This is a genomic window from Rhizobium sp. 11_C7_N12_5 (assembly GCF_051811145.1).
GTDB lineage: Bacteria > Pseudomonadota > Alphaproteobacteria > Rhizobiales > Rhizobiaceae > Rhizobium > Rhizobium lusitanum.
The window spans coordinates 394,090-408,393 of the sequence record NZ_JBPWPY010000003.1; the positions used below are offsets into that span (position 1 = coordinate 394,090).

A 14,304-nucleotide genomic window follows, 5' to 3' on the forward strand; every position below is an offset into this window, starting at 1 on the left:
AAGGAGCCGGGCCACCTTATTCAAGAAGAGTCCGTGTTGAGGATCAAGGCGTTGCCTTGACCTCGTTCCAGATATCCGAACGCTTGAGCGGATCTTCGACATTGTCGAGCCAGATCAGCTTGTCATTACCGCCGGCGCTTGCCGTTGCAGTGACCGTGTTGCCGAAGCCGGTCCGTTCCGAGAGCTGCGAGCTGACCGTCTTGGAGATCATGAAGTTGATCCACTTCTCGGCCGCAGACTTGTCGTGGACGCCCTTTGAAATGACCCAGTTGTCGAGCCAGGCCAGCGCGCCTTCGCTCGCATTGATGTAGGCAACATGGGCACCGATGGCCTGGAGGGCCTTGAGCTGCTGCTGGCCGTAGTTGGCCCAGATCAACGCGACGTCGTTGTCCTTGTAGATCTGCTGGGCCTCGTCAGCCGTCGTGTAGAAGCTCAGCACATTGTGCTTAAGGTCAATCAGCTTGGCCTGGACGGCCGCCAGCTGCTTCGCGTCGAGATGGAACGGATCCTGGTAGCCGAGGGTGAGGGCGGTGAAGGACACATTGTGCTCGCCGTTGTCATAGGCGAGCACCTTGCCCTGGTAGGCCGGGTCCCACAGGACCGACATCGATGTCGGCGCCGGCTTGACCTTGTCGGTGTCGTAAATCAGGCCGATCGAGTCGAAGCAGAAGGGAATGCCGTAGACCTTGCCGTCCTTGGTGTCGCCATGCACGGTGGTCAGATCGCGAAAGCGCGGCAGCACTTCCTTCTGGTTCGGCAGCGCATCGACGTCGATCGGCGTTACCAGGTCGGCTGCGATATAGCGCTGGAGCTGGGCGGTATTGACGGCGAAGACGTCGAAATCCTTGCCTTCGCTGCCCTTCATCTTTGCCCATGCTTCATCATCGCTGCCGATGAAGACGACATCGACGCCGATGCCCGTCTCTGCGGTAAATTCCTTCACCCAGTCCTTGTCGGCATAGCCATCCCAGGCCATGACGCGGAGATTTTCGGCAAAGGCGGTCGATGCCATCATCGACACGGCAAGGCTGGCGGCGGCCATCCCTGTAAAAAGCGTCTTGAATCCCATTGTCGTTCCCTTTTTTGTTTGGTGTTCAAATGCGATCGGTAAGTGAATTATCGCAGTGGTCGTGTGACGGTCACCAGACCGGCTGGGGACCTCCGTTCGACCCGGTTGTGAAACGGCTTTCCGAATAGGTTTCCCTCGATCTCATACCCAGCCCCCATCGACGATGAACTGTTGGCTGGTGCACATGGCGCTGTCGTCGGCGGCGAGAAACAGGGCCATGCGCGCGATGTCGGAAGGCTGCAGGCGATCGGGAAGGCATTGCCGTTCCTCGATTTGGCGTTCGCCGGCTGGCGTCAGCCAAAGGCGCATCTGCCGCTCGGTCATGACCCAGCCCGGCACCATGCAATTGACGCGGATCCGCTCCGGCCCCAGTTCCCGCGCCAGGGCACGCGTCATGCCGTAGACAGCGGCCTTGGCCGTGACATAGGCCGGGCAATCAGGGTCACCGACCATCCATGTGATGGAGCCGAAATTGATGATCGAACCGCCGCCAAGGGCCTTCATATAGGGACGCACGGTCTGCGCGGCGAAAAACTGATGGCGCAGGTTTACGGCCATGCGATCATCCCAATAGGCGACGGTCACGTCTTCCGTCTGGTGGCGATCATCGCTGCCGGCATTGTTGCAGAGCACCTGGATCGGGCCGCTCCGCTCGGCGGCCTCGGCAACCGCTGCCTTCAGGGCCTCGATATCCCTGATGTCGCAGGGGATGAAAAGCGGTGGGCGATCCCCATCAGCCGCGATCGCGTCGACAAGCTTGCGCGACGGTTCCTCGGCGATGTCGACGAACGCCACATGGCTGGCCTGGGCACAAAAGTGCCTGACCAGGCTTTCGCCGATGCCGCCGCCGCCGCCGGTGATAAAGATGCTTTTGCCCTTGAGGCTTGGATAGCTGGCAAAATTGATCGGCTGGTTGCTCATCATGCGTTCCGCCTAATGGGAGTTACGGGGGATGCCGGCATCGCGGCGGCCGACAAGGAAATCGAAATCGCAGCCGGTATCGGCCTGCGTGACCTGTTCGACATAGAGGCTTTGGCAGCCTCCACCTGTCCTTTCGGAACAGCGACAATCCCGGCCCTGTAAACCTCGGACAGATAGGCCGAGTAGTTGATTGAAAGGCCGATGACGCCGGCCATGAAAGGGTTTAGGCGGATGCCGAAAGCCTGAAGAACGAAATAGATATAAAACAGCTGCAGAAGCGCCGGAGTGCCGCGGATGATTTCGATGTAGGCGGAAGCAAGGACCCGCAGCAGCTTCGAACGCCCGACCTTGGCCAGAGGCTGCAGAAGCCCGCAAGGCAGGCTGATGGGCATGACGCACATCGTCAAGTTCAAGGCTGGTGCTCGTTCCCCGCACGAGATCGGGCAGGTAGTCACTGAAGCCATCGAAATTGAACATGTCCGAGAATGTCGTCACGTAAAAGCTTTCTGAAAAGCCGGGCGACTGAAAGGTGCACCCGTTCCCCAGGATGCCCTCAGTTCTTTTCCGGGATGTCTGTCAAAATTGTTCTGTTATACGGAACGCCGTTCGGTTATACGGATGATAGGGGTGTCTTCGTGGGTTTGTCAACTGTCGTCGTTGCAGGTCGGCGTGCGTCTTGCTGTGCCGTCAGCGGCCGTGCCGCTCGCTCAATCAAGCGTCAGGAATGTTCGCGCCAAGCAATCGGCTGATCTTGTCGGCACACGCCCGTACGGCGCGGCCGAGATCATGCATGTCCTCCAGGCTGCGCCCGCCCTTCATGCTGGTGACGCTGATGGCCGCAACGCCATCGCCGCTGCGGTCGGTGACGGCAGCTGCCACGCATATGACGCCGAGATTGTCTTCCTCGTCGTCGAATGCATAACCGCGGTCGGCGACGTCAACGAGGTTCTTCACAAGCTCGGCAGGTTCGGTGATCGTATGTTCGGTGCGGCTCGGCATGCCTATCCGCTTCAGGATCTGAAAGACGCGGGCCGGTGGCAGCAAGGCCAGCAAGGCCTTGCCGACACCCGAGCAATGCGGCAATTCCCGGGTGCCCAGCGAGCCGGCCAGCCGGAATATACCCGGCGCATCGACACGGCTGATGGCAACCGCGTAGCCATCGTCAAGGACGGCAAGGCGAGATGTGAGCCCGGTTTCCTGGGTCAGCTGCTGCAGCAGCGGCATGGCGATCTGCGTGATGCCGGTGTTGGCGGCGGCGCGATCACCCAGATGCACCAGCGCCAGTCCGAGCCGGTAACGTCGTGAACCCCCGAGCCGTTCATCGGTGATGAAACCGCGCGCGAGCAAGGTCTGCAGCAGGGTAAATGCGGTGCTTTTCGACACCCCGATACTGTCGGCCAGTTCTGCGACAGTCATTCCCTCGGCGCTGTGTTCACCCAGGACATGGAGGATATCGAGCGCGCGGCTGACGCTGCGAAGTGCGTATTTGTCGTCGGTCTTGGCCGTTTCTTCTTTCACGGAAGCCTCGTTGAACGGGTGGGATGCAGGCCAGTCGGCCCTGCAGTTGACAGGTCCGCTCCAGCGCTCTATCGTTTGTATAACAGAACGTCGTTCGGTACAACAGAACAATTTGGGTGTGAGCTTAAAATGTTCGCTTATTTCCGCGGCTGATGTCCTGCGCGTTGAGGCTTCCGGCTTCATCACTAATCAATTGCCTGCCGTCTCATCGGGCTGGTGCCCGTCCCAAAACCTTTGAGATCCGCCGCCTTCCTCGAGAAGGCGATAGTGATCGACCAAACCACGGAGAGCCCAAATGCGCCTCGTTCAGTTCACCAATAGACGCGGCGAGCGGCGTGTCGGCGCCGTCGGTGCTGATGGCGAACTTCGTCTGACCACACGCGAGCACACCGTTTACGATCTGGCGCAGACAGCCATCTCCTCGGGTATCAGTCTGGACGAGGTCGTCTCCGGCCAACTCGGCGACGAACGCGAAGACTACGACGCCATTGTCGCAGAAGGGCGGATCCTGCCACCGCTTGACCACCCGGAACCGGCGCGCTTCCTGATCACGGGTACCGGTCTCACCCATCTCGGCAGCGCTGATGCCAGGGACCGGATGCATGACCTTGCTCACGGCCCCGAAGCCGAGATGACTGACTCTATGAAGATCTTTCAGATGGGTCTCGACGGCGGAAAGCCGGCGGAAGGCGAGATCGGCGTGCAGCCGGAGTGGTTTTTCAAGGGGGTTGGCACCTGTGTTGTGCCGCCGGAAGCGCCGTTGCCCTTGCCATCCTTTGCCCTGGCCGGTGGCGAGGAAGCCGAGATCGTCGGTCTTTATCTGATCGGCCCGGATGGTACGCCCTGGCGCCTCGGTTTTGCGATCGGCAACGAGTTCTCGGACCAAGTGACGGAAGCGCAGAATTATCTTTATCTGGCGCATTCCAAGCTCAGGGCTTGCTCCTTTGGTCCTGAAATGCTTGTTGGCACCTTGCCGCAAAATGTTGAGGGCCGGATCCAGATTCTGCGCGACGGCGCATCGATCTGGCAAGGTGAGTTCTTGAGCGGCGAAGCGAATATGTCGCATTCGATCCAGAATCTGGAACATTATCATTTTCGTTATGAGATGTTTCGCCGCCCAGGCGACCTGCATGCCTATTTCTTCGGCGCAGCGATCCTCAGTTGCGCCAATGGCGTGACAACGGTGGCAGGGGATGTCTTTGAGATAGACGTTCCTGTCTTTGGTCGGCCGTTGCGCAACGCTATGATATCGTCAGAGCCTGTCACGGTCAAAGTACGACAACTCTGAGGAAGAGCTTCGAGCGGTTAAGAGTTTCTACGATTGGCCGCTTGAGACAATGGTGATTTCCAAGGGCGATGTCATGTCATCTGCCCTTAGGGATATTGAGCCTGACATGTAGGAGGTTGCGACCGGCGAAACTGCCAGAGTTTATGAGCAAAGGCTCGCGGGTGGGTAAATGAAACAATGCGACATCGCCGAACGCCGCAATGTCCGGCGGAAAATTCTATCATAGTTGACAGCGTTAGCGTGCCACGTCTCACTTGAAACTGGATGCCTTTCCCAGCAGTCATCAGCTGGTTCCAATCAAACAATTTGACTGATCGAAAGATAACGCCATTGCTCGACGAGGCCCATTTCGAGATTTGGATTTTAGTCGTGTCATCGACCGCGCTAAAACGCATTGGGTTATCAGGCTAATCTTGAGCTAGGCTTCCGTCGCAACAACTATCTAACTGCGACCGCACGGGTGAGGCGTCAAGTGCCTTAAGGAAATCAAGTATCCAAGGTACTTACGAAAGCAAGGCCCCCGGTTTAATTCCCATCAAGGCGATTGGTCGGACTTACCGTGTGCCTGCGTTATTCAGGAAAATCCGTCAGAATGACCTTCCCAGACAACCCGCCCGCCTCCATCCGGCGATGGGCGTCCGATGTAGCCGTGAGCGGATATACCGCTCCTATGACCGGCTTGAGCACTTGTCCTACCGGTATTGCCAAGTTGTTTGAGGCTGGTCGCGTGCCATTACGGGGCGGCTATTTTACGCCGCCATTCAGCGGTGTACTCGGCCCACAGGCCGAATGCGTCAATCCGCGCATAGCGGTATGAAATGGCGGTAAGACTGTCGCGGCGAGCGCGGAAGATCGTATTGATTTGGTCATGGGCTGACAGGAAGCGTTGCACCTGACGAGGCGATTTGAACCGCCCCATGATCTTCTCGCGTTTTCGGGTCAACCGGTGCGAGTTTTCAATTCTGTTGTTCACGCCCTTATGCGCCCGATGATCGGCATCCGGCGCCAGGGTCTGTATAAGCTTGACATAGCTGCCAAGCTTGTCCGTCACGACGACGCGCGGCTCGCCAAATTGCCTGACCAGTCCGGAGAAGAAACGCTTGGCCGCCTTGGTGTTGCGGCGCCGCTGAACCAAGATGTCGAGCATATCGCCATCCGCATCGATCGCCCGCCAGAGCCAGAACTTCTGTCCGCCGATTGCAATGACGGACTCATCCATATGCCACTTGTCATTTGGCTTGGGGCGGTCCCTGCGAATGCAGGTGGCAAAATGGCGGTCAAAGCGATTAATCCATAATCGGACAGTTTCCCGGCTGACGATCACGCCGCGTTCAGCAAGCAGGTCTTCCACATCCGCCGTGCTCAGCGAAAACCGGTAATAGGCCCCCACCGCATAAGCAACAATCTCACGCGGAAAGCGAAACCCCTTCAGCCGGGGAAAAAGGCGCGGCAATTTCATTGCGCGTCGATACCTGACACGCCAGCCTCAAACAACTTGGCAGTACCGCAGCAACATCGTCATGCTCGTTTGGGGCGTGTGGAGGTCAAATCGATGCCTTTTGCAGTCTGTGCTCGATCTCTTCTAAGAAGCCGGGCAGAGGGTACCAGCTGGAATGGACGAGATGGAGCGCGCCGTTGACGGTCGAGAGGCCAATGGTTTGCTCGCCATCATGGCCTCGAAGGACGACAGGAGCCCAAAGAGCCTCGATCGTCAGATTTCCGATCGATGAGGAATAAGGAAGCTGCCCAAGATTGGAGACAAGCATGGTTTCGGAGAAGGCGTCTGCGTTGAAACGAGCGCCTTCAGCTTCATCCATGTCAGTCGACATTGCATCATAGACCGCACTGAATACGGGCGCTCCGCCTTCTAGCGTCTTAAGCGGAAGTAAGGAAGCAGTGACGGACCTAGCCATCTCCCACGCATCGTCAGGCGCGTTGGGTTCGATCAACGTTGTAGCTTTGGCTATTGCAACAACGCACTCGTCGTTTAGCTCCAGTAGCTTGCGAAGGTCCACCGGAGAGAAGATGCTTACCGCACCGTCGCGCCACGTTGGGTCAATACTGCGCCCTGCCAAAGTTGCTGTGGCACAAACGATACCGTGTATGGTGGTCCGTTCAAGACGAGCACGCTCGCGAAGTAGGCTAGTCGTTTCGGGTTTGAGGATGAGGCTTGTGACGTGCACAGGCTTTTTCAGGCATTCGACAGCCAGCGTGTGCGAGAATTTCTTGCCAGGCGCCGATGATGGCCGTGTAGGAACACCCAATTTCTGGTCGATCGAGCGCGGGAATTCATAGGGATCCAGTCGCTGCCCCGAAATTGCCGAAAGTAAATCGCGCAGCATAAAGATTGATGACAAGCCATCAGCAATCGCGTGATGGGTGACCAGCAGAATGAACGACTTCTCAAGCTCATGGATCAACACCACGCGAGCAAGCGGCCCCTTCGTCGGATCAAACAGCGTACTGATCTCACGTTCCGCTTCTCTCTCCCATGTTGTTCCAGAAGGCGCGACGCGCAGCGGGATGGGGCGTCGGGAGCATCTGTGGAAATGGGGTACTCGCTGTCGCGTGGAATCGATCGAAACAGATAGCATTGGATGACGTGCCTGCAATGCATCCACAGCCGCCCTCCAATCAGTCACGAGAGTTCGTCCCTTTATCTCTGCGACGATACAGAAATGCTTGGGACAACTATGATCGAAGAGCCAGAAGAACTCCTCAATGACGCCCAGCGGTCGCACCACGTCGAAATCAGTATCCAAAACGCTATCCTTTTCATTCTAATCATTTGATTTTATCGGCTGTCAGGAACTACTTGGATCGAAGTTGACCCAGTGAAGCCTCTTCGCCGAAAGGCGACCACGTTTGGGACATGGCGCCTGATACAGCGCCGCCCTCCATCGGGTGCGCGATCACAAATTCACTGTAGAGGACACGCGGCTCGCTCACTGTCGTGACCCAAAGCGCTCCTGAATAATCGCCCAGTCTCAGTCGGTGGCATTCCAGTCACACGCAAACGGCGGATTGACGAAGCGTTGGTCCTTGGGGAGGGAGGCTATCAAGGAGACGTCTTCGTCATCCAGCCGGATCGATGCTGCATCGAGATTTGCCTTTTGAGTTTCGGTTCGCGCAGCCTTCGGGATCGCGATCACCCCTTCCTGGCCGAGGAGCCATGCGACAGCGACTTGCGACCCGCTAACATTGTGTTTCAGGCCAATCGACTGCAGGATTGGGTCGCTCGCCGCGCGGCCCTGCGCCAAAGGGGCATAAGCAGTCAGCGCAATTCCCTTGGTGCGCAGGTACTGAAGCATCGGCGCTTGCGACAGATACGGATGGTACTCGATCTGATGAACTGCGATCGGAACCTGTATGTCTTCCACAACGCGCCGGATCATTGGCATGTTGAAATTGCACACGCCGATCGCTCTCGCATAGCCATGTTCACGAAGACGCGCCATCGCAGTCAGGGTTGAGGCTATGTCCATGTCGGCCGATGGCCAATGCACGAGAAAAAGATCGACATAGTCCATCTTCAGCTTTTCGAGGCTTGTAGCAAAGGCTCGCTGCAAAGCTTCCGGCGCCAGTTGATCGTGCCAGACCTTGGTCGTGACGAAGAGTTCGCGGCGATGAATGCCCGAGCCTGCGATTGCGGCACCGACCGCCGCCTCATTTTCATACATTGCCGCGGTATCAATATGCCGATATCCGAGCGAAAGCGCGGTTTCCACCGCCGGCTGCGCGCTGACGCCCGGCATCCGGAACGTTCCGAGGCCAAGACGAGGTATCGTCACGCCCTGCGTTTCGATTGTGTCCATTGGATATTCTCCTTCCACAACAAAGCTGGAGACGCAGGCGGAAGAACCCCCTGCATCCTAATCGCTCTATCAGGCGCGATCGTCGGTGCTGTCACCGGCAACGAGTGCGTCTACGACCTGCTGCAGCGAGGTATTTCCCTTTTTCGCGAGGCGGCCGCTGTCCTTGAACTCGATCCAGCTTTCATTGAAGCCGTCGAGCATGCGAATACGCGGCGTCGGGTTCTTCATCCCTTGCGAGCGGAACAGGTCCTCCCAGGTTTCGCGGTTGACAACCTCGACCTTCACCGGCCTCTTGAGCGCAACTTCGAACGCTTGCGCGAGGTCATTTGGCGATACACGCTGAGCAGCCTCCAACTCGATGACCCGTTTTCCGGTCCAATCCTGCTGGATTAGTTCTCCCGCCAGGATCCCGATGTCCTTCGTTGCGATCATCGGGAACTTTTTGTCCGCGGGCTGCAGGAAGCTGTAAAGAATGCCAGTGTCGCGGGCCGCGCCTACGTCCCAAAGTGCATTTTCCATGAACCATGCGGGCCGGAGGAAGGTGACACGCAGGTCAAGTTCGTCGAGGGCTTTTTCCAGCATCGTGCGCTGGGACAGCAGATTGTCCTCTTTCGCGTCTGCGCCGATCGTCGACAGGCAGAGGACTTTTTTCGGGTGTGCGGTCTTTAGAGCGGCGACGACACTGTCGACCACCTTTTGCGCCTCGGGATAGCCAGGCTCGGGGTCGAACTCGGACGGCGGAAGAATGAATACGGCTTCGGCGCCGGCAAAGGCCGCCGACAGCGCCTTTGCATCTTCCATCTCGGCTAGAGCAACCTCGCAGCCGAGAGCGGCCCACGATGCGCCCTTGGCCTGATCGCGAACGATCGCACGGACGGCCTTGCCGTTTGCAAGCAGGGTCCGCGCGAGCGCGCCGCCGACTTTGCCGGTGATTCCAGTGATAGCGTACATGTCTGATTTTCCATTCAGAAAGAGGAGAGATTAAGCGAGGCCGTCATAGAGCCCGCGTTCGAAGTCGCCGTAGAGAGCAACGACGCGGTCGTCATAGAAGGGAAGGAGCTGCGTAAAGAGGGATCCGGTAACCTTACGGACGGGATCGATCCAGAAGTAGCAATTGAGCAGTCCGGCCCAGGACACGCTTCCCGCAGAGCGGCCGTGCGGGCCCGCCTCAGTGTTGATGTCGAAGGAGTAGCCCCATTTGTGCTTCTGATCCGGAAACTGATCGAAGCTGTTCGAGTAGGCCGGTGCGGCCGACTCCATCTTGCGAACATTCAGATCCCCGATCTGATTCTGCATCATCATCGCGACGGTCTCAGGCTTGAGGATCTGAACCCCGTTCAACTTGCCTCCATGGAGCAATGCCTGAAGGAGCATCATGTAGTCGTGCGGGGTGCTGTAGGCGCCGCCACCGCCCATGAAAAATTCCGGCCTCTGAGGCATCTCGAACGGCATCGCTTTCAAGCCGCCGTCAGTCTCTCTGCTGAAGCATGTCGCGACACGGCGCTTCTGCTCGCTGCTGATCAGAAACCCCGAATCCTTCATTCCAAGTGGCGCGAAAATGTTCTCGCGAAAATAGACTTCCAACGACTGATCGCTAACAGCTTCGACCAGCTTGCCAGTCCAGTCCATGCTGATGCCGTACTGCCAGCGCTCCCCCGGCTCGAATTCGAGCGGCACATTGAAGGCGGCGTTCTGGCAGGTGGCGATATCGGGTAAGCCGGTGGCGGTCTCGTACCGCACTATCACATCACTCCAGTTCGCATAAGTGTAGCCGGAGGTATGCGTCAGAAGGTGATGAACCTTGATTGAGTTCCTGGCGGGACGCAGCTGTGGCTGACCGTTGGCATCAAAACCCACCAGCACCTTGGGTGCAGCAAGCTGCGGCAGGTATTTCGACGCATCGTCATCCAGCTTGAGGCGGCCCTGCTCAACCAGTTGCATGCATGCGGTCGCCGTAATCGCCTTCGTCATCGACAGAAGCCAAAAGACCGTGTCAGGCCTCATCGCGGTACCGGTGTCTACATTTGCCTTGCCGAAGAGGCCTTCATAGACGATGCCCTTCTGCGTTGCAGCCATAGCTACTGCACCAGCGACCGTGCGGTCATTGACTGCCTTCTCAATCGCGGCATCGATGGACTTAAACTTCGCATTTTTGAGGCGTGGGCTCTGGCTTGCTGCCTGAACAGCGCTTGCCCCAAGATATGCCGCCGCGACGGCCATGGTGCCGCGCGTCAGCACCGCTCTTCTCGTGATCTCATTCATGATTGTTTGCCTTGAATCCAGACGGATCGCGGGTCTGGTAAACCGCTCGCCTTCGAAAGGCTGACGGTGAATACCTATCAAGAGCCATGGCATGCTAAAAGATCATAATAGTCATATTAAAAATGACAAAAAATCACTGTTATTCCTTTCCGCGGAATGCGAAAGCCTTGTCATGAGTTTCGACGGACGTCTTCTCACTGGGGTGAGTGTATTCTTGGCAGTTGCCGACGCCGGCAATTTCGCCAAGGCCGCGGACGTATTGGGAGTGACCCCTTCCGGCGTCAGCCGGTCAATCGGGCGACTTGAGACGAGGATGGGCGTACGTCTGTTTGACCGCACACCACGTTCCGTCGCGCTGACTGAAGAGGGACGCCTGTTTCGTCTACAGGCCCTACCGCTCGTCGCCGGTCTGGAGGAGGCCGCCGCGACCGCCGCGGGATCGGCAGCTGCGGTCGCCGGGAGGCTGCGCGTATCGATCGACCCTTGGTTCGCAAGGATGGTATTAGCGCCTCAGCTTCCGCGGCTCACCGAAAAATATCCAGATCTGAAAATCGATCTTATGACGACGAACACGCGTGACGATATGATGAGCGGGTTCGATGTGGCTGTCAGATTTGGCTCGACCAATGCCGGGTCACTCATAGCAAGAAAGCTTCTGGATATCCGCGTCATCACTTGCGCAGCCCCGGCCTATCTCGAGAAATTCGGCGAGCCGGTCCGACCGGAGGAAATAAGTGGTCACGAAGTTATTCTGTTCCGGGACCCGGAAACCGGCCGAGCTTTCCCTTGGGAATTTCATCGAGGTGGTGAAGTTGTCAGCGTGAAAGTCGACGGCAGGATAATTTTCGACGACCCATCCGCAGCGATTGCCGCCTGCATGGCCGGTCAAGGTATCTTTCAGAGCCTGGAGATCGGTTTGGATCCCTGGCTTGAAAGCGGCGGACTGAGACAAATTCTCAAAGACTGGTCGGACGAACATTATCCCTTGTATGCGTACCATCCGGCGCGCCATCTGCCACCGGCAAAGGTCAGAGCTTTCCTCGATTTTGTACAGCAGATCGCCAAGGAAAAAGCGCGCGACGGTTAAGCGAAAGACAAGACATTGCCGGGCGGGTGTGAGACGGTTCCTCGTTTCACATAACAAGGTGCCGTCGGAACTGTGGACTCTGTTTTTCAAGCAGATGGATCGAAACATTTGCCCGGGGATACACGGCTGCGGCCGAAAAAGATCCGATGGTCTATGATCTCCACTGGGACGGAGACGAGCGGCTCAACGAATGGTGCGGCATGTTGCGCCAAGCGGAGGACTTGCTGGAGGTGTTGCAGGCGATCATTACCCTCGATGCTTGGAACGAACTTTCCGGCTTCAGCATGCGCCGTGGCTCTTCCGGCTGCCTTGCGCTTCGATCCTGCGGGAGGCCGGCGTCACGTCAGGCGCCTATCTGGTCGCGATCAATCTCGGCCTCAAAACAATTCTCGTCGATCGGCGCCGGCATCGCGATCGCGAATCCAGCACAGGTGTTGGGAGGGCCTGTTCAGCCTGCGCGTCGCATCTGATGGCCTATTCTATATAGCTCGCTTGCAGAGCTATTGGTGCGGAAGCCTCGGATAAGATCCAGCAGGTCGCCAGTGTCGTTGGCGAGAACTTCTGCCGAAGCGGTCGTTTCTTCCGCCATGGCGGCGTTCTGCTGGGTAGCCGTGTCGAGCAGGTTGAGCGCAGAGGAAATCGAGCGCAGGGTCGAATCCTGCTCCTGAGCGCTGTGCGCGATTTTCGAGACGATATCATCGGCGGCGGTGATCTGGCTGGAGATCCGCTTCAGTGCCTCGCCGGTCTTACCGACCATTTGCACACCCTGTTCAACCTGGCCGCTGGAGCGGGCGATCTGCTCCTTAATTTCCTTGGCGGCCGCGGCAGAGCGTTGAGCAAGTTCGCGCACCTCCTGAGCAACGACCGCAAAGCCCTTGCCGCTGTCGCCGGCGCGCGCCGCTTCCACGCCCGCATTGAGGGCCAGCAGGTTGGTCTGGAAGGCGATCTCGTCGATGACGCCAATGATCTTGGTGATCTCTGTGGCCGATTGCTCGATACCGCTCATGGCGGCGATCGCCTGCGCGACAATACCGTCACTCTGGCGCGCTTCCTGACTGACGGACGCCACACGGCTTGCAGCTTCCCGGGCACCCTCCGCCGTCTGGCGAACCGCCACTGTCAGCTCGTCGAGAGCTGCGGAGGTCTCTTCCAGATTGGCGGCCTGACGCTCGGTGCGCTGTGCAAGCTCGTTAGAAGCGCGACGGATCTCTTCCTTGGAAACACTGATATCGGTGCCTTTCAGGTTGACACGGCTCATGGCCTGTTCGAGGCGGGAAAGGGCATCGTTAAAGTTATGGCGCAGACCCTCGTACTTTGGACCCAGATCGGCGCAGCGAACCGTGAGGTCGCCGACAGAGAGCTTCTCGAGCGAGACGCCGATGGTGGCGACCACATGCGCTTGCTCTTCGGCTTCCTTACGCTGGGCATCAAGATTGCGCTGGCGCTCGGCGTCCAGTTCGTGCTGCTGCTCTTCCTGCCGTGCCAGCATAGTGTGGCGCTCGCGCACTTTCTCCTGGAGTGCCTTGGTCGCACGCGCCATCTTGCCCACTTCATTGCCCATGTCGGTGTGGGGAATATCCAGGGTGACGTCTTCATCGGCCACGGCATTCAGCGCATCGTGGATGGCATTGAGCGGACGCGAAATCCCTCGGATGATGAAATAGGCCGCAGCAATCGCCAGCAGGAACGCAAGCGCGGAGCCGCCGACTATTTTGATGGTCGAATATCGGATATCTTCTTTCAGATCGTCCGTGTAAAGCCCTGTAATGATGACGATCTGCCATGGTTCGAAGACTTTGGCATAACTTGCTTTGGAGTAGCTTCGGTCATTCGGGTCCTTGCCCGGCTTCGGGCCGATGAACTCGACATAGCCGCCGCCGGCCCGGCCCAGCCGAACGAGTTCGTCGCGATAGGCAAAGCCACTGGCGTCCTTCACGCCTTTGTTGCTTTGGCCGACACTCGGCGAGGTCGGATGAAATACCAGCACGACATTGTAGTCGTATCCGTAGAAATATCCGTCCGGCTCGAAGGTCATCTTGTTGAGCTGGCCATAAGCCTGCTTCTTGGCTTCATCAAGCGACAATTGGCCCTTCTCGACCCGGCTTTGATAGTCCTTCAGTATGGAGATAGCCGTTTCCACTTGCGTGCGCAGCATTTCATAGCGCTCATGGTAGATGGCCGTCGTTGAGGACCGAATCTGAAGGAATGTCAGGCCTGCGAAAGTCGTTATCATGGCTCCAACCAGCAAAAACAGCTGGAGCGAGATTTTCATGTTCTTCATCGATACCCACCGCGCTGAGTTGCTGTCGTGCCCGTCGCGAAGACTGGGTCACATTGGCAACAA

13 protein-coding genes and 1 pseudogene are annotated in these 14,304 nt (G+C 57.9%); 3 read left to right on the top strand and 11 right to left on the bottom strand.

Going from position 1 to position 14,304, the window contains the following annotated elements; genetic code table 11:
* Window positions 1–43: 43 nt before the first annotated feature.
* The 4 genes from AB8B29_RS31160 to AB8B29_RS31175 all read right to left on the bottom strand — a co-directional run bounded on the left by AB8B29_RS31160 (window position 44) and on the right by AB8B29_RS31175 (window position 3,508).
* Window positions 44–1,069, bottom strand: coding sequence for an ABC transporter substrate-binding protein (locus AB8B29_RS31160; RefSeq protein ID WP_113102556.1), 1,026 nt, complete (start codon window positions 1,067–1,069; stop codon window positions 44–46).
* A 141-nt stretch (window positions 1,070–1,210) separates the two neighbouring features.
* The gene (locus AB8B29_RS31165; protein ID WP_376774260.1) at window positions 1,211–1,993 is read right to left on the bottom strand and encodes an SDR family NAD(P)-dependent oxidoreductase; all 783 of its coding nucleotides are present in this window, start codon (window positions 1,991–1,993) and stop codon (window positions 1,211–1,213) included.
* A complete protein-coding gene (locus AB8B29_RS31170) occupies window positions 1,990–2,382 on the bottom strand; it encodes an ABC transporter permease subunit (RefSeq protein WP_376774261.1) in 393 nt (130 codons plus the stop codon). Before AB8B29_RS31170 ends, AB8B29_RS31165 begins: the two co-directional genes overlap by 4 nt.
* Before the next feature lie 319 nt (window positions 2,383–2,701).
* The gene (locus tag AB8B29_RS31175) at window positions 2,702–3,508 is read right to left on the bottom strand and encodes an IclR family transcriptional regulator (protein WP_162734487.1); all 807 of its coding nucleotides are present in this window, start codon (window positions 3,506–3,508) and stop codon (window positions 2,702–2,704) included.
* A gap of 295 nt (window positions 3,509–3,803) precedes the next feature.
* Here AB8B29_RS31175 and araD1 point away from each other — a divergent pair, with 295 nt between their 5' ends.
* The gene (gene araD1 / locus AB8B29_RS31180) at window positions 3,804–4,796 is read left to right on the top strand and encodes an AraD1 family protein (RefSeq protein ID WP_113102559.1); all 993 of its coding nucleotides are present in this window, start codon (window positions 3,804–3,806) and stop codon (window positions 4,794–4,796) included.
* A 570-nt stretch (window positions 4,797–5,366) separates the two neighbouring features.
* On the opposite strand, the gene AB8B29_RS31185 is transcribed toward araD1, so the two are convergent.
* The 6 genes from AB8B29_RS31185 to AB8B29_RS31210 form a co-directional block, all read right to left on the bottom strand.
* Complete coding sequence (locus AB8B29_RS31185; RefSeq protein WP_312865292.1) at window positions 5,367–5,483, bottom strand: zinc-binding dehydrogenase; 117 nt, start codon at window positions 5,481–5,483, stop codon at window positions 5,367–5,369.
* Between the two features lie 46 nt (window positions 5,484–5,529).
* Entirely contained in the window at window positions 5,530–6,255 is a 726-nt protein-coding gene (locus AB8B29_RS31190) for an IS6 family transposase (protein WP_113102561.1), read from the bottom strand.
* Window positions 6,256–6,340: 85 nt separating this feature from the next.
* Window positions 6,341–7,558 (bottom strand): phthiocerol/phthiodiolone dimycocerosyl transferase family protein, encoded by a 1,218-nt coding sequence (locus AB8B29_RS31195; RefSeq protein WP_113102562.1) that lies wholly within the window; start codon window positions 7,556–7,558, stop codon window positions 6,341–6,343.
* Window positions 7,559–7,783: 225 nt separating this feature from the next.
* Window positions 7,784–8,611 (bottom strand): aldo/keto reductase, encoded by an 828-nt coding sequence (locus AB8B29_RS31200; protein WP_113102563.1) that lies wholly within the window; start codon window positions 8,609–8,611, stop codon window positions 7,784–7,786.
* 69 nt (window positions 8,612–8,680) lie between these two features.
* On the bottom strand, window positions 8,681–9,562 hold the full coding sequence (locus AB8B29_RS31205) for an NmrA family NAD(P)-binding protein (protein ID WP_113102564.1): 882 nt from the start codon (window positions 9,560–9,562) through the stop codon (window positions 8,681–8,683).
* A gap of 30 nt (window positions 9,563–9,592) precedes the next feature.
* The gene (locus AB8B29_RS31210; RefSeq protein WP_174157137.1) at window positions 9,593–10,873 is read right to left on the bottom strand and encodes a serine hydrolase domain-containing protein; all 1,281 of its coding nucleotides are present in this window, start codon (window positions 10,871–10,873) and stop codon (window positions 9,593–9,595) included.
* Window positions 10,874–11,045: 172 nt separating this feature from the next.
* Here AB8B29_RS31210 and AB8B29_RS31215 point away from each other — a divergent pair, with 172 nt between their 5' ends.
* Together AB8B29_RS31215 and AB8B29_RS31220 are read left to right on the top strand one after the other, a co-directional pair.
* Window positions 11,046–11,960, top strand: coding sequence for a LysR family transcriptional regulator (locus tag AB8B29_RS31215; RefSeq protein WP_113102579.1), 915 nt, complete (start codon window positions 11,046–11,048; stop codon window positions 11,958–11,960).
* Window positions 11,961–12,085: 125 nt separating this feature from the next.
* Window positions 12,086–12,384, top strand: a pseudogene (locus AB8B29_RS31220) (DUF1612 domain-containing protein); the annotation flags it as partial.
* 24 nt (window positions 12,385–12,408) lie between these two features.
* Here AB8B29_RS31220 and AB8B29_RS31225 read toward each other — a convergent pair.
* A complete protein-coding gene (locus AB8B29_RS31225) occupies window positions 12,409–14,241 on the bottom strand; it encodes a methyl-accepting chemotaxis protein (protein ID WP_113102565.1) in 1,833 nt (610 codons plus the stop codon).
* Window positions 14,242–14,304 lie beyond the last annotated feature (63 nt).

What these genes read in the sequence shown, in the direction of transcription:
- AB8B29_RS31160 (WP_113102556.1), bottom strand. Translation starts at nt 1,069, where the DNA reads ATGGGATTCAAGACGCTTTTTACAGGGATGGCCGCCGCCAGCCTTGCC.
- AB8B29_RS31165 (WP_376774260.1), bottom strand. Translation starts at nt 1,993, where the DNA reads ATGATGAGCAACCAGCCGATCAATTTTGCCAGCTATCCAAGCCTCAAG.
- AB8B29_RS31170 (WP_376774261.1), bottom strand. Translation starts at nt 2,382, where the DNA reads ATGCCCATCAGCCTGCCTTGCGGGCTTCTGCAGCCTCTGGCCAAGGTC.
- araD1 (WP_113102559.1), top strand. Translation starts at nt 3,804, where the DNA reads ATGCGCCTCGTTCAGTTCACCAATAGACGCGGCGAGCGGCGTGTCGGC.
- AB8B29_RS31190 (WP_113102561.1), bottom strand. Translation starts at nt 6,255, where the DNA reads ATGAAATTGCCGCGCCTTTTTCCCCGGCTGAAGGGGTTTCGCTTTCCG.
- AB8B29_RS31200 (WP_113102563.1), bottom strand. Translation starts at nt 8,611, where the DNA reads ATGGACACAATCGAAACGCAGGGCGTGACGATACCTCGTCTTGGCCTC.
- AB8B29_RS31205 (WP_113102564.1), bottom strand. Translation starts at nt 9,562, where the DNA reads ATGTACGCTATCACTGGAATCACCGGCAAAGTCGGCGGCGCGCTCGCG.
- AB8B29_RS31210 (WP_174157137.1), bottom strand. Translation starts at nt 10,873, where the DNA reads ATGAATGAGATCACGAGAAGAGCGGTGCTGACGCGCGGCACCATGGCC.
- AB8B29_RS31215 (WP_113102579.1), top strand. Translation starts at nt 11,046, where the DNA reads ATGAGTTTCGACGGACGTCTTCTCACTGGGGTGAGTGTATTCTTGGCA.
- AB8B29_RS31225 (WP_113102565.1), bottom strand. Translation starts at nt 14,241, where the DNA reads ATGAAGAACATGAAAATCTCGCTCCAGCTGTTTTTGCTGGTTGGAGCC.